This window comes from Nostoc sp. C96 (assembly GCF_059384975.1).
Genome location: NZ_CM182020.1, coordinates 2013379 through 2034085, shown reverse-complemented (window position 1 = coordinate 2034085; position 20707 = coordinate 2013379). Strand labels below are relative to the sequence as shown.

13 protein-coding genes are annotated in these 20707 nt (G+C 41.9%); 9 read left to right on the top strand and 4 right to left on the bottom strand.

Annotation, left to right across the window (positions count from 1 at the left end; genetic code table 11):
• Positions 1-159 precede the first annotated feature (159 nt).
• A complete protein-coding gene (locus AC504W_RS08800; RefSeq protein WP_494877404.1) occupies positions 160-1776 on the top strand; it encodes a hybrid sensor histidine kinase/response regulator in 1617 nt (538 codons plus the stop codon).
• A gap of 173 nt (positions 1777-1949) precedes the next feature.
• Here the strand turns inward: AC504W_RS08800 and AC504W_RS08795 are convergent, their stop codons facing one another.
• Both AC504W_RS08795 and AC504W_RS08790 read right to left on the bottom strand, forming a co-directional pair.
• Positions 1950-2489, bottom strand: coding sequence for a DOMON-like domain-containing protein (locus AC504W_RS08795; RefSeq protein WP_494877403.1), 540 nt, complete (start codon positions 2487-2489; stop codon positions 1950-1952).
• Positions 2486-3604, bottom strand: a complete 1119-nt coding sequence (locus AC504W_RS08790) for a phosphotransferase enzyme family protein (protein WP_494877402.1) — start codon at positions 3602-3604, stop codon at positions 2486-2488. The genes AC504W_RS08795 and AC504W_RS08790 overlap by 4 nt, the downstream gene beginning before the upstream one ends.
• Positions 3605-4054: 450 nt before the next feature.
• On the opposite strand from AC504W_RS08790, the gene AC504W_RS08785 reads away from it, so the two are divergent.
• The 6 genes from AC504W_RS08785 (at position 4055) to AC504W_RS08760 (ending at position 17686) form a co-directional block, all read left to right on the top strand.
• On the top strand, positions 4055-4234 hold the full coding sequence (locus AC504W_RS08785) for a hypothetical protein (RefSeq protein ID WP_187308112.1): 180 nt from the start codon (positions 4055-4057) through the stop codon (positions 4232-4234).
• A 299-nt stretch (positions 4235-4533) separates the two neighbouring features.
• Complete coding sequence (locus AC504W_RS08780) at positions 4534-5922, top strand: carotenoid oxygenase family protein (protein WP_494877400.1); 1389 nt, start codon at positions 4534-4536, stop codon at positions 5920-5922.
• A 248-nt stretch (positions 5923-6170) separates the two neighbouring features.
• Positions 6171-7280: a precorrin-8X methylmutase gene (locus tag AC504W_RS08775; RefSeq protein ID WP_494877399.1), complete on the top strand. Its 1110-nt coding sequence runs from the start codon at positions 6171-6173 to the stop codon at positions 7278-7280.
• 370 nt (positions 7281-7650) lie between these two features.
• Positions 7651-10983 carry a DUF4912 domain-containing protein gene (locus AC504W_RS08770; RefSeq protein ID WP_494877398.1) on the top strand — a complete coding sequence of 1111 codons (3333 nt, stop codon included), beginning with the start codon at positions 7651-7653 and terminating at the stop codon, positions 10981-10983.
• Positions 10984-13021: 2038 nt separating this feature from the next.
• Positions 13022-15187, top strand: a complete 2166-nt coding sequence (locus AC504W_RS08765) for a cytochrome c family protein (protein WP_494877397.1) — start codon at positions 13022-13024, stop codon at positions 15185-15187.
• 123 nt (positions 15188-15310) lie between these two features.
• The gene (locus AC504W_RS08760; protein WP_494877396.1) at positions 15311-17686 is read left to right on the top strand and encodes a beta strand repeat-containing protein; all 2376 of its coding nucleotides are present in this window, start codon (positions 15311-15313) and stop codon (positions 17684-17686) included.
• A gap of 191 nt (positions 17687-17877) precedes the next feature.
• On the opposite strand, the gene rppB is transcribed toward AC504W_RS08760, so the two are convergent.
• Positions 17878-19236, bottom strand: a complete 1359-nt coding sequence (gene rppB, locus AC504W_RS08755; protein ID WP_494877395.1) for a two-component system sensor histidine kinase RppB — start codon at positions 19234-19236, stop codon at positions 17878-17880.
• Between the two features lie 5 nt (positions 19237-19241).
• Positions 19242-19976, bottom strand: coding sequence for a two-component system response regulator RppA (gene rppA / locus AC504W_RS08750; protein ID WP_494877394.1), 735 nt, complete (start codon positions 19974-19976; stop codon positions 19242-19244).
• Between the two features lie 207 nt (positions 19977-20183).
• Here rppA and AC504W_RS08745 point away from each other — a divergent pair, with 207 nt between their 5' ends.
• Both AC504W_RS08745 and AC504W_RS08740 read left to right on the top strand, forming a co-directional pair.
• The gene (locus AC504W_RS08745) at positions 20184-20321 is read left to right on the top strand and encodes a hypothetical protein (RefSeq protein ID WP_494877393.1); all 138 of its coding nucleotides are present in this window, start codon (positions 20184-20186) and stop codon (positions 20319-20321) included.
• Positions 20322-20678: a DUF389 domain-containing protein gene (locus tag AC504W_RS08740; RefSeq protein ID WP_494877392.1), complete on the top strand. Its 357-nt coding sequence runs from the start codon at positions 20322-20324 to the stop codon at positions 20676-20678. It abuts the gene before it with no gap.
• Positions 20679-20707: the final 29 nt, after the last annotated feature.

Sequence of the window (20707 nt, the reverse complement as noted above, 5' to 3'; positions counted from 1 at the left end):
TAAATTATGTGTGCAGAAGCAAAGTAAATTTGTATATCTTTAATTTTCTGTTCCTTGTTCCCTACCTCAACGAGTAATTTCATAACTCATTTAGGATGGCTATATTATGAGAAAATTCCAGTTAGTTTGATCAGCACCAATTAAAAATAGTGTGAGAAGATGAACAAAATTGAGCAAGCCCAGGAAAAATTTAACCTGTTAGACCAAATTCCTTTGGGAGCTTTTGTTCTACATTCAGATTACACCGTTTTATTTTGGAACTGCTGTTTAGAGGAATGGACAAAAATCTCCAGACATAATATTTTAGGTAGCTCAATTGATGAGTATTTTCCCCATCTGAATCAACCCCGCTATGCTATCCGGTTAAAGCAAATTTTTGAAGGTGGACCGCCAACAATATTTTCTTCACAATTGCATAAATATGTCATTCCTGTAGCGCTACCACAAGATAAATATCGCATTCAACACACAACAGTTACTGCTGTACCGTCATTAGATGGAGATGGATTCTATGCACTGTTTTCCATTCAAGATGTGACAGATTTAACCTTCAGAGTGCAAGAATACAAGAACTTACGAGATCAGGCCTTAGCTGTAGCAGAAGAACGCCAACAAGCCAAAGAAGCCGCCGAAGCTGCTAACCGCATTAAAGATGAATTTCTGGCGATAGTGTCTCATGAACTGCGATCGCCCCTACATCCGATATTGGGCTGGGCAAAGTTATTACGGAAACGCAACTTAAACGAAGCCGCCACCGATCGCGCCTTAGAGACAATTGAACGGAATGCAGAGTTACAGGTGCAATTGATTGATGATTTATTAGATATCTCTCGGATTCTGCGCGGTAAGTTATCACTGAATTTAGAAAATGTTAATCTCACTGCTACGATTGAATCTGCCTTAGAAACAGTGCAATTAGCCGCAGAAGCCAAATCAATTCAAATTCACCTGCATCTTGATGCGACAATAGGGCAGGTAAAAGGTGATAGCGGTCGCTTACAACAAGTTGTGTGGAATTTGCTATCTAACGCTGTCAAATTTACCCCAGATGGTGGACAGGTGACTGTTGACTTACAACAGATTGACTCCCAAGTCCAAATCCAAATTCAGGATACAGGTAAAGGTATTAGTCCTGAGTTTTTGCCTCACGTTTTTGAGTATTTCCGTCAAGCCGATAGTAGCATCACCAGGAGATCAGGCGGATTAGGGCTGGGTTTAGCCATTGTTCGCCAGCTAGTAGAGTTACATGGTGGTAGAGTTTGGGCAGAAAGTCCTGGAGAAGAGCAAGGCGCAACATTTACAGTTTGCTTACCAGCCCAGCCACAAAATCGAGAATTAGCCACAGAAGAAACCAAAGTACCTGGAAATTCTTATCCATTAGCCATGCTTTCTCTACCGCTAGAAGGCATCAAGGTATTAGTGGTAGATGATGATGCGGATACACGAGAGTTTCTGGCATTTTTTTTGGAACAGCAAGGAGCAATTGTCACCGCAGCAAATTCCGCCCATGCAGCCCTTGAATCTATAGTACAGTCCCTGCCAGATTTACTGTTAAGTGATTTGGGTATGCCAGATGTTGATGGTTATGCTTTAATTCGCAAACTGCGATCGCTACCTACTCATCAAGGTGGCAAAATTCCTGCCATCGCCCTGACAGCTTACGCCGCTGAGACAACACAACAGCTAGTTTTCGCCGCCGGATTTCAACTGCATATTGCCAAACCTGCTGATCCGGTAAAATTAATTGCTGCTATTGCTGGACTTATTCAAAAATAAAAAGCGATCGCAGTTCCGTGGTAGCGATCGCTTTAATTTATAGCCTATAAAACCCTGAACAAAGTAATCGATTACTAAAATTGTATTTTTGCTAGTTTAATTTTGACTGCGGGGTTAGTCCCTTGAGGGGTTTGACCCCTCATAGCATTTGGGAATTTCTTTCTGTGTCTAATTCATAACCGAATTAAAAAACTATCACGCAAGTGAAAATCCGCTTCAGCGCCCGTATGAGCTAATGCCCAGTAATATATTTGATGATTTTTTTGTTTCACCACAGTCGTAATTGCGACATCAATCGCTGGCTCTGATGGCACAATTTTAGCCAAATCCACATCTAAAATCAGGTTGAAAATATCATCCTGATGTTCAACATAGAACGGCAGAGTTGTCAAAGCTGTTTCTGCTTGCATTCCTTGACGATAGCCATCAAAACGATATACATTCCAATGGCCAGCGGGGGAAAGGTTAAATTCCCAATACCGTTCTGAGTCTTTAATACCCACAAAGAACTCAAAGCAGGTATCTTCCCAGAGTGCATCTTTTCGGGTTGGTGTATCTGATGGTGAAGCAATGATAATTTCTGTTAAATTGCCGAGTAGGTTGTAATTAATAGTAAGTTTATGATCATTTCGGGCGATATTACCTATAATTTGCACATCCGGGAGCAAATTGTCAGATTTAAAAGGTTGCAACGTGAATTTCTGCTCGTTCATTGCATATCTTGAATAATTTTGCGAATCTGGCTTGCTTGGGCTTCGATACTTTCGGTGAGTTTAAACTGAACGATCGCCCGTGCTAAATTATGTTCTGGGTACTTGACTTTAAAGTAAACATTCCCAGCTAAGTAATCCGTAAAAAATCGCAATCCTAATTCAAAAGCAATCAAACGAATACCATCGTAAATATAGGCGTAATCATTCTCCGTCAAAAACGCCTTCGCTACCGCCAGATAACCTTGTAAAATTCCCTGACATAAATCCGTATCAAAATAAACACTATCCCACTGCTCAGTTTCTTCCCCCGCCGGATTGCAACCAGAACGTAAACAGTCACCAATGTCGTAATGTACCAAACCTGGCTTCACAGTATCTAGGTCAATCACACTGACAGCTTGTTGAGTTGCCGTATCAAACAGCACATTGTTAATTTTAGGATCGCCGTGCATTAAGCGTAATGGTAATTGGCCTTGAGCTTTGGCATTTTCGAGGATATGTGCAGAAGTGGTGCGATCGCTGACGAACTGCAAGCAATAATTAACTTCAGGCGATGATTGCGGCGTGGTGTTTGCGAAAACTTCTTGATAATCATACAGATAAAGCGGCGTAATATGGAAACCTGCCAGGGTATCGGCAAATTTTTCTGGTGGTAAATCGCTAATCAAATTGTGAAACATCCCCAAGGCATAGCCAATTTCTGTGGCATAGCCGATGTTTGGCATTGTATCAAAGGACTGTGAGTCGGGAATAAAGCTAATTGCCCGCCAAAAAGAGCCATCAGCATCAATGCAATAATCTTGAGCATCCTTAGTTGACAATACCCGTGGTAATTCCCAGCGACGGTTGAGGGGTGTATTTTGCAAACGCTGATAAACATGATCGCTCAAAATCCGCATATTCCGCATAATCAGTTGCGGTTGACGAAATACTTGGGTATTGATGCGTTGTAAGACAAAATGCTGTGCTGTTGCAGCATCCAGAGTCACCAAAAAAGTGTCATTGATATTACCGCTGCCAAATGTTGCCACACTCTTAACGTTACCCTGAATGACAAATTGCTCGGCAGTGACAACTAAATTCTCCGCACTCTGCTGACTAATAACTGTTGCCATATTTATTTTTGACTACTCCCCACACAAAATACACAAAAGCAATAGCAGAAATGTTAACTCAAGTGTTGGTTTTAGAATATATAAATGTGTTGCAACTGTAAATTTTTACACACTTTTGTGAGAAGTCTGTAATCTAGCTTTTACTGACAAGTTAAATAGAAGGATGCAGTTATCAAAAAGAGCCACTTATATGAGCAGCGAACTCAGTACAACTGCCAGACACTACAGTTACAACCAAGCACTATTAAGCTTTAGGAACTTTGAGGATCATTTTGAGTCTAACGACCTGGACAGAAAACTTTACGTAAAATTCCGCAATTGTCACCAGGACAATTGAATACTTATCATGTCATCTTTAACTAGAAAATCAGTAAGTGGCGATTTCTAGTAAAAATTTCCACTACTGCTATAACGCGATCGCTTATATATATTTCCTTTGTTCCTCATACTATGGCAGAAAAACACACCAAAATTAAATTTCCCCTTTGGCAGTATCTCAACCAACCCTTATTTAGCCGTGATTCTCAATTAGAATTAAATCCCCAGCGATTCGCCCATAGCTGGCGGATTGGATTGCTCAAAAGGTGTTGGCATAAAGAATGCGATGCTAAGGGACATCAACAATCATAAATTTAAATAATAAGTATATATTCGGAGCGTAGCTATTTACTCAAAGTATCAACGCTGAGGCAATTATCAATATTTCATAGGTTTGCATTTGTAGGTTTTATTGAGATATATCTACTTTTGTCAAAAATCTATTAATTTTTGTAGGGTGCGCTAACACTGTTAACGCACCCTATTTACTTAAGTAGTGCTGATCCAAACCTACTGAACACCTTGTTCTACCTCACTAAAACGAGAAACGCTATATTGTCATCATTAGATTAAGTAGTCTGGTAAATTCACAGAGTTTCATAAACAACATTATGAGTACAACCTTGGTAAATCCATATCTCGATGGCAACTTTGCGCCAGTTCAAGAAGAAATTACGGCAGAAAACCTGCAAGTAATTGGTGAACTCCCGCCTGAACTGTCAGGAATGTTTGTGCGGAATGGCCCTAACCCTCAATACTCCCCCATTGGTCAGTATCACTGGTTTGATGGCGATGGGATGCTGCACGGTGTGAGAATTAGTGAAGGTAAAGCTGTTTATCGCAATCGCTATGTGCAGACGCAAAAATGGCAAGCAGAACATGACACAGGTAAAGCGATTTTCACTGGGCTACTAGAACCACCACAGGCTGTTCATCCTCCGATATCGAGCAATACTGCTAATACAGCCTTAGTTTGGCATGACGGGCAGTTATTAGCCGTGTGGGAAGCTGGTGCGCCTCATGCAATTCAGGTTCCTGAGTTAAAAACAATTGGTGAGTATACATATAACGGCAAACTAACGTCTGCTTTCACTGCCCATCCCAAAGTAGACCCAATTACGGGTGAAATGGTATTCTTTGGCTATTCATTTATGCCGCCATATTTGCAATACGGCATAGTTTCCGCCGCAGGTGAATTGTTATGGACTGTACCCATTGAAATTCCAGCACCTGTGATGATGCACGATTTCGCCATCACAGAAAATTACACCATTTTTATGGATTTACCCCTGACTATTCGCCCAGAACGGATACAACAGGGAAAACCAATGATTATGTTTGAGTGCGATCGCCCCAGTCGTTTTGGCATTCTCCCACGTCACGGCGATAACAGCAAGATTCGCTGGTTTGAGAGTCCGGCTTGCTATGTGTTTCATACCCTGAACGCTTATGAACAGGGTGATGAAGTCGTCCTCATAGCCTGTCGGATGAGTTCTACTTCAGTGTTAGGTTTTAATGGTACTGAAGACCCAGATGCTAACATTCCCCGACTGCATCAATGGCGGTTTAACCTAAATACCGGGGCTGTGTCTGAGTCGAGGTTAGATGATCACGCCGGGGAATTTCCTCGCGTCAATGAGAATTTCTTAGGGCGACAAACTCGCTATGGCTATGTTAATAAAAGCGCACCTACTCCCGTACCGTTGTTTGAAGGCGTAATGAAATACGATTTTCAGAGTGGTACATCCCAAATTAATCTATTTGGGCAAGGACGTTATGGCGGTGAGTCTGTATTTGCACCACGCCCCAACGCCACTGCTGAAGATGATGGCTGGTTGATGACTTTTGTTCACGATGAGACCGCCAATACCTCCGAATTGTTGGTGATGAATGCTCAAGATATTACTGCTGAACCTGTAGCGCGGGTGCTAATTCCCCAACGTGTCCCTTATGGGTTCCATGCTGCATGGGTGATGGAGAAACAGTTGCAAGGATTTTAGCTAATTGGGCGGGGCTACCCGCCCTTAATTTTGCCCATCAGTTCCTAAGTTACGCGATGTGCGACTTATTTTTGAAACCCCTCTCCAAACCTCTCCCCGCAACGGGGAGAGGCTTTGATTCTTGCTTCACTTCCCTTGTAGGGAATGGTTTGGCGGTTAGGTTTGAGAAAAAGTTGTACACGGCGTTAAGTTCTCTTGGGATGGACTAGAAAGTTTATCCTACAAGAGAAAGGTTGTATTACACTTACATGAAAACTTGTGACTTGACAATTAAAGAACTTACGGAGGCGGTTGGCGGTGGAATAACTCCTCGGATGGTACGACATTATCATCAATTGGGGCTATTGCCGCAACCAGTGCGATCGCCCAGTAACTATCGTCTCTACACAGAACAAGATGTGATTCGGCTACAAAGGATTGTGGCGCTGAAGCAGCAAGGGTTCCAACTCAACCACATCCGCAATATTTTGGAGACGGAACCAGAAACCGAAAATCTCACCGCACAATTACAAAAACAGTATTGGGCTATTATGCAGCAAATTGCCCAACTACGACAAACAGCCTCAGCCTTAGAAGGATTATTAGGACGCGATCGCCATTGTCAAATTATGCAGGCGGAAGTCCTCGCCCAACTGAAATTGTTAGAAGTCGAAACCCAAATTGGCTTAGGTGGATTGGAACAACTTTGGAGTGGTTTAGATGCAGAGGTACATACCCACTCAGAAGCATTTGCCGAATCTTTACAACGTTTGCTACCTGATTTATCTCACCGTTCGGAAATTGAACAACACCTAATTTCCCAGTTGATTTTAGCCTGTGGTGATGTGAGTTTAGCATCCTTTGTCAGAGTGCGTGGTGGGGCGATCGCTGTTAGTCGTCACGCATTATCTGCCAATTGTGAGATTTTTGTCGACATTCCCACCGTGGCAGCAGCTTTAGATCAAACTAGATTAGCTCACTTGGGCTGTCGCGTCACGACTTTAATTAATAATCCCCATATCACCACCGCCACAGCAGCCGAGCAGGAATTTTGGCAACATCAAGAATGGCAAGAAAAATTACAGCAAGTTGCCAATGGCTGCATTTTCGTCATTGGTTATGCGCCTTCTGTTCTCCTCGCCGCCTGTACCGCCATCAAAGAGCAGAAAATTCAACCCGCCCTAGTGATTGGAATGCCTATCGGCTTTAGCCATGCTCCCGCCGCCAAACGCCAACTGCTGCAACTAGAAATTCCCGCCATTACCATTGAAGGCACTTTGGGTGGTGGTTTACTGGCTGCAACTACCCTGAATGCTTTGGTTGAGTCTTTAATTGAGAAGCCTGATTGTCATTGTTATTTATCAGGCAGTGGAGAGTAAGTACTGAGTCTTGAGTGGTAATAATATTTAATTTTTCCTCTCGCCTATTTTCTCCTTGGCGTGTATATTTTTGTGAAATAATCCTGGGCTAATTGGTAATAAATGTGTTAACTACATCGACATCGACAACAAGAAATAATTTAGATTTTAGAGTATGTCAGCTATTCAATGGTTGAAAAAACTAAACAGCACATGAATAATGGCAAAAGTCAAGATAAAGTAAAACACAGTATAGATTCGTATACGTAGATTACATAATTTTAAAAGAAACTTGACACCAGATGTATAATTAGCGCGTCTCCTCCTGGATAACAAAATCACATTGAGGACTGGCCGGTTCGCTGTTTTCTGTACCTTGGATTAGGAGTATATGGGGCAACAACAAAAAAAAGATAGTGCGATCGTCAACCTGGCATTAACGTTAGCTTTAGCTACCACCCCTATGGCAGCGACTATGTTTGTGTCAACATCAGTGTTGGCACAATCTGCCACTGACACTCCCTCTTTCTCACTGCCACAAACAGTGGAGAATGGATCTACGGTGCGTGTTGATGGTTCCAGTAGTTTGGCGCTGATCAACCAAAACCTCAAAGCAGGTTTTGAGAAACAGTTTGCTGGCACAAAAGTAGAAGTGGCTAACAACGGTACAGATGCGGCAATTAAAGCTGTACTTGAGGGAAAAACTGATATAGCGGCCATTGGGCGTGGTTTAACTCCCGAAGAAAAAGCCCAAGGTTTAGAACAAGTCCGCTTACACCGTGAGAAAATTGCCATCATCGTTGGTGAAGAAAATCCTTTTAAAGGCAGTTTAACTGATAAACAATTTGCCAGAATTTTCCGAGGTAAAAGTGTGACTGATTGGTCACAGTTGGGAGGGACAGCAGGCAAAATTAGAGTAATTGATCGCCCAGATACTAGTGATACCCGCCAAGCCCTCAACAACTACCCAGTATTTAAGGCTGCAAAATTTGCTACAAGTGATACAGCTACTAAATTAACTGAAGACAACACTGCCGAAATTGTCAAACAACTCGGCAAAGATGGCATTAGTTACGCCAGAGTCAATCAAATCAGCAAATTACCTGGAGTGCGGGTACTGCAATTACATCAAGCCTTACCCAATGATCCGAAATATCCTTTCTCTCAACCTTTAGTTTACGTTTATAAAAAGAATCCTAGCCCCGCTGTCGCAGGTTTTCTCGGCTTTGCTTTAGCAAAACCAGGAAAACAAGCTATAGAAACAGCTAGAACAGAAGAAGCAGATGCGATCGCCAAAGGCGAATCTCCTACCCTGTTGTTAGCTGTCAACCCCCCATCGCCGCCAGAAGCCACACCTCAAGCTAGTGTTTCTCCCTTTACGACAGCAGTACCAGTCGCAACCACAGCCCCGACTGCAACAGCACCACAGCAACCACCTGCTGCCATCGCCCCAGCTACAACAACAGGCGAACAGCAACCATCAACTTCCACCGCCCCAGCTGCAACAGGCGAACAGCAACCAGTACCGCCCGCTGCAAATAATCCCATTGCTCAAGGACAAATACCGCTGTGGTGGTTGCTATTACCAGTAGGTGTCATCGCTGGATTGTTGTTGTGGATGATTAGAACTAGTCCATCGGGTTCCCCAACAGCAGAAGACCTCCCACCAGCAAATCCTCAGCCACCTGCACCAGAAATAGCCCCAGCAATGGAAACCACTGCTATCAGCGAACCTGTAGCAGAAGTTTCTCCGACTAATTGGGCTAACGGCAATGGTTCTTACAATGGTGCTAACGTCCTGGAAGGTACTATCCCAGCTTCAACAACCGATGCAGCCGTAGCCATTGGTACAGGAGCCGTGATCGGTTCAATTATTGTCGGCAAAAACTCAGAAAACCATCAAGCTGAAGACAATGGTTACGATCTCGGCATATCACCGTGGGATATGGAAGCACCAGCCGCAGTGGTCAATACTTCCTATCCACCTATGATAGATAGGTCGAAAACAACCGCTAATTCAGAATCATCAACAATATCTGATCAGCTAGAGGCGACCCCTGCAACAGTCGAAGTTCCTCCAGAAATTACGCCAGTAGCAGCAGTTAATCAGACTGAGACAGAGACAAACGCAACTCTCGACTTGCCAGAAATTCCCGAAAACTCAATAGATGAGGATGATTGGGGTTTTGAACTGACTGAAGATGTCACAGAACAAGACTCGCAATTAGACCCGGAAATAGAGAAATTGAATTTTGTAGCAGATGCAGCAGAACCTGAGCTAGAACCAACAGAGGAGTTGATTGTGACCAATTCAGAAAGTTTACCAGGTGCAGGGATGGGAGACTGGTCGGGGATTAATCCACCAGAATCAGCAGGGCAAATACCAACTACTACCACAACAGAAATTTTAGCGATCGCCGACCCTCACAGCAGTGTCATTCTCACACCAAAAACTCATGATCTAGCTGATGTGACTTGGGAAATTTCCGCAACTGGTCAGCAAATAATTCACAATGCTGGGTTATCACAATTTATTTTGCGGCTTTATGATGTCACCGATATTGACATGAGCTATCAGCAGCCCCACTTGGTGCAGCAATATGAATGTGAACTCACCACATCGGGTGGCTCGGTGGCGATTCCTCAAACTGAACGCGATTACATTGCAGCAATTGGTTATGAAACCGCAGATAACGGCTGGGTAACGCTGGCTCATTCTCAGATTGCGCGTGTCTTTGGCAGTGCTTATACCAATCCTAAAGCTGCCAATGTGGTGTTAGTTGATGAAACTAGCACTGTAACTTTGACACCTAGCTCTCATCAATTAGCCGATATTGCTTGGCATATTTCCGACACTAGCAAGCAAATGCTGCAAAATGCGGGAATATTCCAATTGGCTTTGCGGCTTTATGATGTCACCAACATTGACATGAGTTATCAGCAACCGCAATTAGTCCAGCAGTACGAATTTGATTTCGCCACATCTGCAAGCTCTGTGGGTATTCCTATAGCCGATCATGATTACATTGCAGAAATTGGCTACCTGATTGTGGGCGATCGCTGGGTTAGCATTGCTCGTTCTCCCATTGTGCGTGTCTTCAGCCCACTCTATACAGAAGATGAACATCTACTAACGTTAGATCAGCCATCGCCCTCACCAATAGACAATAGCAGTATTACCTTGACATCACGCACACCTAAGTGGGCTTATGCTGCTTGGGAACTTTCCGAGACTCGCAAACAAATGCTGCAAAACGCTGGCATCTTGCAATTAGCATTGCGGCTTTATGATGCTACTGATATCGATATGAGTTATCAGCAGCCCCAATTGATTCAGCAGTATGAATGCGAAGAAATTACCCATGACCGCTATGTGGCAATTCCCACGAGCGATCGCGACTATATGATTGAACTCGGTTATGCTACAGAAGGCGATGGTTGGGTGACAATTGCCCGTTCTACTGCGGTTCGCATCTTCAGCCGCCCCCAACGCGATTTCTGGTTTGTCGCCGATGCAGAGTTAATCATCCACGGTGCAACCGAACCCAATGCAACTGTCAATATTGCTGGTAACCCCATCGCCCTTAAACCAGATGGCACATTCCACCTCCGCGTTCCCTTCTCAGAAAACTTGATTGACTATCTGATGACGGCGGTTGCTGCTGATGGGGAAAAATCCAAAACAATTCATAAAAAGTTCTCCCAAGAAGTGCCAGAAGCATAGTTGTTAAGAACAGGGAACAGCTAATCAGTCTGTTCCTGATTCTCTAAAACACCTACTCAGACATCCTGGGATAACCTTTCCTTTAGCCCTTCTCCAATCTGGAGAGGGGCTGTATCGTTTTGCTCCTTCCATCAAAAAAGCTACAGCAAGGCGGTTTCATACAACCAGAGAACAAATAAACCTAGCTTTCAAAGCCTCTCGCCCCGTGGGGGAGAGGTTTGGAGAGGGGTCAAAATCTCGGCTACAAAACGAAAAATCAACACTTATAGGTTTTTCTTTTTTCGTATGAAACCACCCTGCCCCATAAAAAAGCTAAAGTGTACACAAAAGTAATATCTACAAGGCTTTCAAACTTTTTAGCTCATTTAAATTATCATTACGAGTGGAACGATAGCGGAACGTTCGCGCAAGCGTCCCGTCAGGCTTCAATCAGAGAATTCGAGAGAGCATCCACTTTTGGAAGATATACCAGGCGATTGGAAATCGCAGTTCATTTTGCACACAAACCAAGTCCGCGTGTGCGTTTGGCGCACACATGGACTATCTCAAAACCCACCTGCGCGGGTTTTGTTTGTATAGCCCCAGACTTCAGTCTGTTCGCGTAGTGTGCGCCTTAGCCTAGGGCTATTTGCCGAAAGTGGATGCTCCCGAATTAGACCTCTGACTAAACATATTCTTAGCAATCACTTGCCATAAGTGAATGTATGTAAATGTCTAAATTTTTTTACAGTTTACCTGATAAATAACTTCTTTCAAGAAAATGAAAATTAAATGAAATTCTTTTCAACCCAAAGATATATATAAAATCGCAGTTCATTATTGATGCCTTTTTTATAAAAATGAAAATTAAATGAAATTCTTTTCCATCCAAAGATATAGATGTCAAACATTGGGGCATTTATTAATAGATGTTAATTTATTTTACTGTAATAATGAAAATTAGATGAAATTCATTTGCTCCTAAAGATAGATATATTGAATTACAGCCTGTTATCAATATCATTTTTATAAAAAATGAAAATGAGATGAAAATTATATTTATCTAAATTACAAGTAAAATATTTCTATGTTTTTCAAATACTTGAATTTATTGTTACTATATACTTAGTGATAATAAAGTTGTAAAAATATGTAATTTCTCTGGATTAATCGATATTCAAACCTGAGATATCGTTGTCTTATCTTGTCAGAAGATAGCCACAATTGTTATAAGATATACGTTAAATCAGTAGTAAAAATCCGAATATTGTTAGCAGCCAATCTAGTCTAAAAAATATATTTTTTTTAGTTAAAGCCTTGTAGAGCAATACTTTAAAGCATTTTAAATATTTTTTATAAACCTAATTAGTGGCAAAAAATTGTTACTATTTACGCTACCCTAAACTTCTGGTATTGAGAATGAAGCCGAATACTAATAGCTGGTGTTTCAAAAAAAAAGGTGATTGCTTTTCACCAGCCCTCACCTTTGACTTAGTTAATGCGAGCCTTAATTATGCCACAAACATCAAACAATAATCCAGTCCCCTAAAATTCTTTCAAATACAATATCCAGTCGATAAACTTGATATTCACTTAAGATGATAAATTATTTGCTGTCAACAATAATAGCTAGATGATGGCTACAATCTGTGAGTTAAGGCTCGGTTAATAAGCGCATGTTTGTGTAAAATCTTAACCTAATTACTGTATCTAAATTTGGCAATATTTGTTTAGTACAGTCTCCGTAAAATTTTCAAGTGCTAATAAAGCAATTATTAAATTATTAGTAAAGAGATGGAGAATTTACTGGTTATGTATTGTATCTTTTATTTATGTTGAAGTAGTGTATGTTTCTGATAGCGCAGAAGTACAAATCATCACTTAGTTGATGATTGACAGCCTTGTAAAAAGCAACTTTCCTATACAAACCTCAAAACTTATGAGAGAGCGAAACATCTTGAGGTTTACGCGTAAGCGTAAGCTTCCAACTTTGTTATTGATAGTATGTTGTTCATTTGCCCTTGCCATATTTTCGGCGGCTCTCTTCCCAGAGATCGGCTTGGCAAGTATCTTCTCTTCTGCTCCTATTGGTTCCAATGTGCCTGACGATGCTACATTACTGGCTCAACGGCAAACAGAGGTCACAGCCAATGTATTTGATGTAGCAGAGCCAGTTCCCGGAACCGTATTTACTCCAGCAGAGCGTGTCCCCCGGAAAAAGTTTGGTGTTGTAGGAACCTTCCCTCTAGGTCTGAGAGACTTGGATGCGTTGGTATATCCTTCTGCAACCAAAACACAACGTGAGGCTTTGGTAGAAGGGATAGCCTTCTTTACAACACCCCACCTTGCAGTAGAAGGTGCTGGGCCAATTGCCAATCAGCAGATGTGTTTGGGTTGTCACTTGAGTTCAGCAGAAGCAACACCCAACAGCCGAGTAGTGCGTGATGTTTCTAACGTATCCCGTGCTGCACGTTCGACACCAACTAACTTCAAATTCACAGCCCTCGACCCTGCTACCGGTGGTGGACGGCCTGCTGATAACCTCGATGCCATTAGTAACACTGGACGAACAGCAGCCTTTACAACCTTCGGTGACTATAATCCCACACAGAACATATTCGACCCTCTTGATGGGGTTGCCAGAGGCGGAGCTTCACCGCGCCTCGGTGGCTTTGTGCAACACACTCGTTTTTCCATCCCACAGTGTCTGCCTGAGCGCATTCCGACAATTGCTGAAGACCCGAATCTACCTAATATTGATCCGGTAACAAAACTTAGCTCCCTTGGTTTCCGAAGAGGTGTCGTAGAGTTTGCTGGGCCTCCATATATTGGTCGTGGTTTGATGGAGGCTATTCCGACAAACGACATCCGACGCTTTGAAGATGAAGGTGCTGATACGCAAAGCATCCCCTCATCTCTCAACAATGCAACTATATTCGCTTGTACAGGCGATTGTATTACTGGTAAAACCAACACTATTCCAACCCCTGCTGCTGCTAATATCACTGCTGGTTCAGCCTTTGCAGGTGGTGTAGGACGTTTTGGTTTGCGGGCTAATGGCGTAGAAATCCTTCAGTTTGTTGCTGGTGGTCTTCAAGGGGAAGTTGGTTTTACAAGCATTCTCAACCGTAATGAACCAACTGAATCTCCTTCCAACCGAGGTCGTCCAGGATGCGATGATCCATACCCTGACACTCTAGAATCACACCTGAGCGTGCCATTGAGCGAACGAAACTTCCTGCGGATGACGGCTCCTCCAGAATTTGGTGACACCCTATTGGCAGTGTTGAATAATCCTACACGCTCTCGTCCTGCACAAAGCCCGGAAGGTCAAGTTAAGCGTGGAGCAGAGCTTTTTGGGATTGACTTAGTAGCCTTCTCTAACCGGATGATTCCAGGCCGCTTTCCCGCCAGTGGTGATGGTCGCGATCCTAATGCCATTAATCGTTCCGATTCTATGGTGAGTTGTGCGAGCTGCCATATCCCAGTTCAAAGAACAGGACAATCACCAGCAACCACAACCAGAGATGGTGCGATCGTCGCACAACATCTTAGCTATAAGTGGGCGCCAATTTTCTCCGACCTACTTCTGCACAACGTACCGCAAATCGATGCAGAACGTTGGGCTTCTTTACCTCGTGACCCACTGGTTGTTAACAGAAAATATCAACCAACTCTTTCTAAAGAGCAAGACGCTACTAATGCTGTAGGTCGTTCCTTCGCTACCTTTGATATTCCTCGCAACTTAGCTGGCGATGTCTTTTCTAACGTGCAAGGTGCTGCTTTAGGTGACGAGTTCCGCACACCACCTCTGATGGGCTTGGGTAGAATGGGCCCTCCATTCTTACATGATGCTCGTGTGTACTTGAGCAGACTCACATTTAACACCAACCCTGCTGGTACTGTATTCACCAATAATCAAGTTACCAATGCGCCACTAGTGGTTCGTACTTTGGATGATGCTATTCGTGCAGCTATTGAGTTGCATGACTTACCAGCACCTGATGACAGTCGCACACCCACAGGTGGCGGATGTCCAGTACCGCCAGGTGGTGCTGTAGGCAATATTTCTTATGGCTCTTCACCCAGTGACGTGATTTGTCCTCCTTACAATAGCGAAGTTTCTAAAACCCACCGTAGTGATGCGAAGGAAGTCATTCGTCGCTATCGTTCTTTAAGTCCATCTGACCAACAATCCATAATTGAATTCCTGAAAGAGTTATAAATTTACAATTACCTAAGTATTCCTCACTCTAACGGAATTTAATCATTGTTCATTTTGATAGTCAGAGGAGAGATGAGCAATGCTCACCTCTCCTTTTTTGTAGTACATGGAATTGTAAAATTTATGGCAAATATCAATGGTACGAACGGCAATGATAACCTCATTGGCACAATAGGCAATGATATTATTAGTGGCTTGGCAGGGAATGATACCTTATTGAGCAATAGTGGCAACGACATTCTAGATGGCGGTGCGGGAAATGATAGCCTCAATGCGGCTACAGCAGTTGCCAGTTCCACAGGGAACAGTATCCTCAGAGGTGGAACAGGAGATGATTTTTTAGATATTACCCGTTCTTCTGGAAATAACCTTTTAGAAGGTGGGGATGATAATGACACTCTATTAGCTATCTTTTCCACTGGAAATAACCTGTTGAGTGGGGGTGAAGGTGATGACCTGATTGATATCAGTTCCTCTACCGGAAACAATCTGGTGGAAGGTGGTAATGGGAATGATGAAATTTATGCGGAGCGTGTCGCTGGAAATAATAGCCTATATGGTGGTGCAGGTAATGACTCCTTCTACATCAGCAACCCTGTTTCACAAGAGTCAAGTTCCACAACAGTCACTCAAATAGTCGATGGGGAAGATGGCGAAGACTATCTCTCAGTTGATTACAGTGATGCTGATGCACCAATCTCCTCAACGTTCAATAGTGCGAGAAACATTGGCACAATCACAGCCGGAACAAATGAGATTAGCTACAGCAACATCGAACGTTTGAACATTATTGGTACACAGTTCAATGATTTCATCACGATTAGCAATGCGCGTTTAGATGACAGCATTGATGCAAGTGATGGAGACAACAACATTGCAGGTGAAGATGGCAATGACACAATACTAGCTTCCTTTACGACAGGAGATAATACCCTGAGTGGAGGTGAAGGTGATGACCTAATTGATATCAGTTCCTCTACCGGAAACAATCTGGTGGAAGGTGGTAATGGGAATGATGAAATTTATGCGGAGCGAGTCGCCGGAAATAATAGCCTGTATGGTGGTGCAGGCAATGACTCCTTCTACATCAGTAACCCTGTACCACAAGAGTCAAGTTCCACAACAGTCACTCAAATAGTCGATGGGGAAGATGGCGAAGACTATCTCTCAGTTGATTACAGTGATGCTGATGCACCAATCTCCTCAACATATAATGCTTCAACTAACAGTGGCAGAATTACCGCAGGTACAAATCGGGTTAGCTACAGCAACATCGAAAGTTTAAATATTATTGGCACAGCCTACAGTGATAGCATTGTCGGCAGTAATGGCAATGATACACTTTCTGGTGGTAGTGGTGGCAATGATCGGATCAATGGCGGTGCAGGTGACGATACCTTAAATGTTGACTATTCCACAGGCGATAACCTGTTGAATGGTGGCGCAGGGAATGATGTGCTTTCCGCTATTGGTGCTGCTGGTGATAACAATCTTGATGGTGGAGTAGGTGACGATAGAATAATTGCGGATGATTCCACAGGCAATAACTTGCTGAATGGTTACAACGGTAATGATGAGCTTGATGCTGTTGGTTCGTCTGGTGTTAACACCCTCATTGGTGGTGCAGGTGACGATACCTTAAATGTTGACTATTCCACAGGCGATAACCTGCTAAATGGTGGTACTGGTGATGATTCTCTGTATGCTGTTGGTTCGTCTGGGAATCACACCCTCAATGGTGGTGCTGGGAGAAACGCATTAATTGTGGATGATTCCACAGGTAATAACCTGCTGAATGGTGATAACGCTGATGATTTTCTCTCTGCTGATGGTTCATGGGGGAATAACACTCTTAACGGTAGATCTGGTAACGACATATTAATTGTGGATGGTTCCAGTGGCACTAATGTTTTAAATGGTGACAATGGTAATGATTATCTGTCTGCTGATGGTTCGTCTGGGAATAACACCCTTAATGGTGGTAATGGTAGCGACATATTAATCGTAGATAGTTCTAGTGGAAATAACTTACTCAATGGTGGTAGTGGGAATGATTATCTTTCGGCTGCTGGTGCTTTAGGTAATAACACCCTCGACGGTGGTACTGGCAATGATATTCTCACTGGGGGTAATGACAATGATATTTTAGTCGGTGGCCAAGGTAGAGATATTCTTTCAGGAGGTGGCGGTGCAAATACCTTTGTCTTTAATAGTTTCAATGAAGGTACTGACACTATTACTGACTTCAGCATCACTAATGACATCATTCAGATATCAGCAGCTGGTTTTGGTGGTAGTTTATTAGCAGGTGCGCTATCGATTAGTCAGTTCACTTTAGGAACATCTGCAACTACCAGTGATCAGCGATTTATCTATAACAATACGACTGGTGCGCTGTATTTTGACCAAGATGGTGGCGCTGGTGGATTTAGACAGGTGCAACTTGCACAACTATCTGGTGCGCCTGCATTGAATGTCAGTAATTTTGTGATTGTTTGACAAAATAAATGATTTGTTAGTTATTTGGCTTTGAAATAGTTCAGCAAATCAAGGTTACGCTAATAGCGTAACCTTACTTTTATATAGTGTTTGGTATAGCAGGAGGCAAGAGATAAAAATCTTACTATGTCTGCCATTTATGCTTTTTAAATGTTCTCACCTATACTTCGACTACTATAAAAGACGGGTCATTAAGACCGCAGAGAAAGCAGGGAAGAGGATGATAAAGGCAAGCGGATTGTAAATATACTACCCAAACCAGATTGACTTTGAACGTGAATATTGCCTTTGTGTGCTTGGACGATCGCTAAAGCAATGGCTAAACCCAATCCAGAACCACCAGAACTACGAGAGCGATCGCGATCTATTCGATAGAACCGATCAAAAATTCGCTGTTGATGTTCGAGCGCAATCCCAATTCCAGTATCTTGGACTTTAATAATGGCGTAAAGCTCACTATCTTCTAAAAAAATGATAACTTTTCCTCCACTAGATGTTGCTTGAATTGCATTGATCATTAAGTTAGAAATTAACCGATAAAGTTGTTCTTCATTTCCTTGAACATAAACTTTTTTTGTAACCAACATTTGACTAGAAAGACTGACTTGATGCTCTACTGCTAAAAATGCTAACTCCTCAATTAAATCGCTAATTAAGTCATTCAAACAGCAAAGCTGATATTCTCTGGTTATTTGTTTTTGATCTATCCTTGTCAATAGCAATAAATCACCAACTAATTGTGATAGGCGATGATTTTGGCGTTTGAGAACATCTAAAGTGCCATTATTAGATTTTGGTTCTGGCTGTAACTTAATAGCAGCCTCAATAGTAGAGTGCATTGCGGCTAAAGGTGTACGGAATTCATGGGCTGCATCAGCTGTAAATTGTTGCATCTGTTGATAGGAACTATACACAGGCTGCATAGCCCTTTCTGCTAACCACCAACTAGATAAAGCAACAAAAATCAGGGAAATTGGCAATCCTAAAATCAAAGTTAATCTCAAATAAGCAAGATGTTGCTCCAAATCAGTGATACTGCGTGCTACTTGGAGATAACCGGAAATTTGGTTATTAGTATATAAGGGTAAAGTGATTTGGCGGTAGCGAGTCCCAAAAGCATCGGTAATAATTTGCCACTTTTGTGACGATAAGATAATTGGTAAATTATCAAATTGTATATCTGTACTTGCAAAAACTTTTTGTGAACTATCTAATAAGCGTATATAGTAATTAACCTGATTACCTGCTTCTTCTATTGGTTGTTGAATAATAGTTGTTTTTGGCAAACAGTTTGTCGGATTTATACATAATTCTAAGGAAAGTTCTTTAGCTAGTTCTTGTAAATGTCCAGGTTGTTGCCAAGCAGGTTCAATACTTTTATGGAGTGCCTTTGCTACTGATTTTAATCCTTGGTCTATGGTTTCATAATAAGTATGGGCAACTACAGTATAAACGCCTAAACCAGATAGCCCTAAAATACTACTCATGACTAGGGTATACCAAGCTGCTAATCTCCATCTAGTTTCGGAGAAAATAGGGTTGCGTTTCATATTAATTAACTGTCTATTTCTGTTACCGGAATATTGAGACGATAGCCGACACCATAAATAGTTTCTATCAAAGTTTCACTATCTTCTTCGCCTAATTTGCGTCTTAATAAACGAATTTGCGCTGCTACTACATTGCTGACTGGCGCTGCACCAATTTCCCACAGTTGATTAATAATCTGGTCGCGGTTGATAATTTGGTTAGGATGTCGCATGAAATATTCTAACAATTGAAATTCTTTGATAGTTAAAATTAATATTTGCTTTTCACCATTAGGATACAAGCGAGTTAGTTCATGAGTGTTGTAATTGAGTGTCAGACAGCCTATTTGTAAACGTCGGGTTTGGACTTGGGGTATAACCGATATGCCTGTGTAAGCAGCCCGTCTTTGTAAGGCTCGCAATCTTGCCAGTAGTTCTGCCATATCAAAAGGTTTAACTATATAATCATCTGCACCGCTATCTAGACCAATAATTTTTTCTTCCATCCGGTCTTTAGCAGTTAGCATCAACACAGGTAGAGTTAATTGGCGCGATCGCAACCACTTACACAACTCTATCCCAGAAACTCCAGGCAGCATCCAATCAAAAATTCCTAATGTGTACTCTGTCGAGGCATCTTTTAGAGATTGCCATGCTTGAGTCCCATCCAGAAACCAATCCACTACATACGCCTCATGACTGAGAACTTGTTTAATTGCTGCACCTAAATCTGTTTCATCCTCAACTAATATCAGTCTCATAGTCAAACCAAAAAAACTTGCTTTAAATTATTCTAAATTTCTATTAGGTAAATTTTTATCTTGAAATAGATATGTTTATGAAAAATTTTGTTTAAAATCTTTTATCAAAATTATTTTATTTTAGGGAATTACTTTGGTTAATAATCTGCGTAACCGCTTCAGATAGTTCAAAAAAAAAGGGTTTAATCTTTAGAACTACAACAGCTTGTGGCTGAATTTCTTGAAGAATATAGTCCTAATAATACATATTTAATTTTAATTATTGGTTTTTGTGTGATCGCTACATTTGGGTTACTTTCTAATAGTACTGCGGTAATTATTAGTGCGATGATTATTGCCCCTTGAATGTTGCCAATTCGGGCTTTAGCTTTTGGTGCATTGGTAGGCAATGTCAACTTATTTCGTCAAAGTACAATAGCAGTTTTATTCGGCACCTTATTAGCTCTGTTAATTTCTTATAGTATAGGTTTGCTAGTTAATTTACCAAGTTTTGGTAGTGAAGTTTTATCTCGCTCTAAATCCATTAAAGTGGGTTTAGAAATTGCTGTTGCCGCAGGTGGGATTAGTAGTTACGCAAAGGTAAATTCAAATATTAAAAAAGAAATGGGTAAAGTATTCACCTTGGTTTTTGAAGTGAGTCAAGTTGAAGAAGTGAGGCGAGAAACATCTACTATTCCTAACCAAATACAAAGAAACAAGTAAAAAAGTAGAATTTTAATCATCTTATTTAT

What these genes read in the sequence shown, in the direction of transcription:
- AC504W_RS08800 (WP_494877404.1), top strand. Translation starts at nt 160, where the DNA reads ATGAACAAAATTGAGCAAGCCCAGGAAAAATTTAACCTGTTAGACCAA.
- AC504W_RS08795 (WP_494877403.1), bottom strand. Translation starts at nt 2,489, where the DNA reads ATGAACGAGCAGAAATTCACGTTGCAACCTTTTAAATCTGACAATTTG.
- AC504W_RS08790 (WP_494877402.1), bottom strand. Translation starts at nt 3,604, where the DNA reads ATGGCAACAGTTATTAGTCAGCAGAGTGCGGAGAATTTAGTTGTCACT.
- AC504W_RS08785 (WP_187308112.1), top strand. Translation starts at nt 4,055, where the DNA reads ATGGCAGAAAAACACACCAAAATTAAATTTCCCCTTTGGCAGTATCTC.
- AC504W_RS08780 (WP_494877400.1), top strand. Translation starts at nt 4,534, where the DNA reads ATGAGTACAACCTTGGTAAATCCATATCTCGATGGCAACTTTGCGCCA.
- AC504W_RS08775 (WP_494877399.1), top strand. Translation starts at nt 6,171, where the DNA reads ATGAAAACTTGTGACTTGACAATTAAAGAACTTACGGAGGCGGTTGGC.
- AC504W_RS08770 (WP_494877398.1), top strand. Translation starts at nt 7,651, where the DNA reads ATGGGGCAACAACAAAAAAAAGATAGTGCGATCGTCAACCTGGCATTA.
- AC504W_RS08760 (WP_494877396.1), top strand. Translation starts at nt 15,311, where the DNA reads ATGGCAAATATCAATGGTACGAACGGCAATGATAACCTCATTGGCACA.
- rppB (WP_494877395.1), bottom strand. Translation starts at nt 19,236, where the DNA reads ATGAAACGCAACCCTATTTTCTCCGAAACTAGATGGAGATTAGCAGCT.
- rppA (WP_494877394.1), bottom strand. Translation starts at nt 19,976, where the DNA reads ATGAGACTGATATTAGTTGAGGATGAAACAGATTTAGGTGCAGCAATT.
- AC504W_RS08740 (WP_494877392.1), top strand. Translation starts at nt 20,322, where the DNA reads ATGTTGCCAATTCGGGCTTTAGCTTTTGGTGCATTGGTAGGCAATGTC.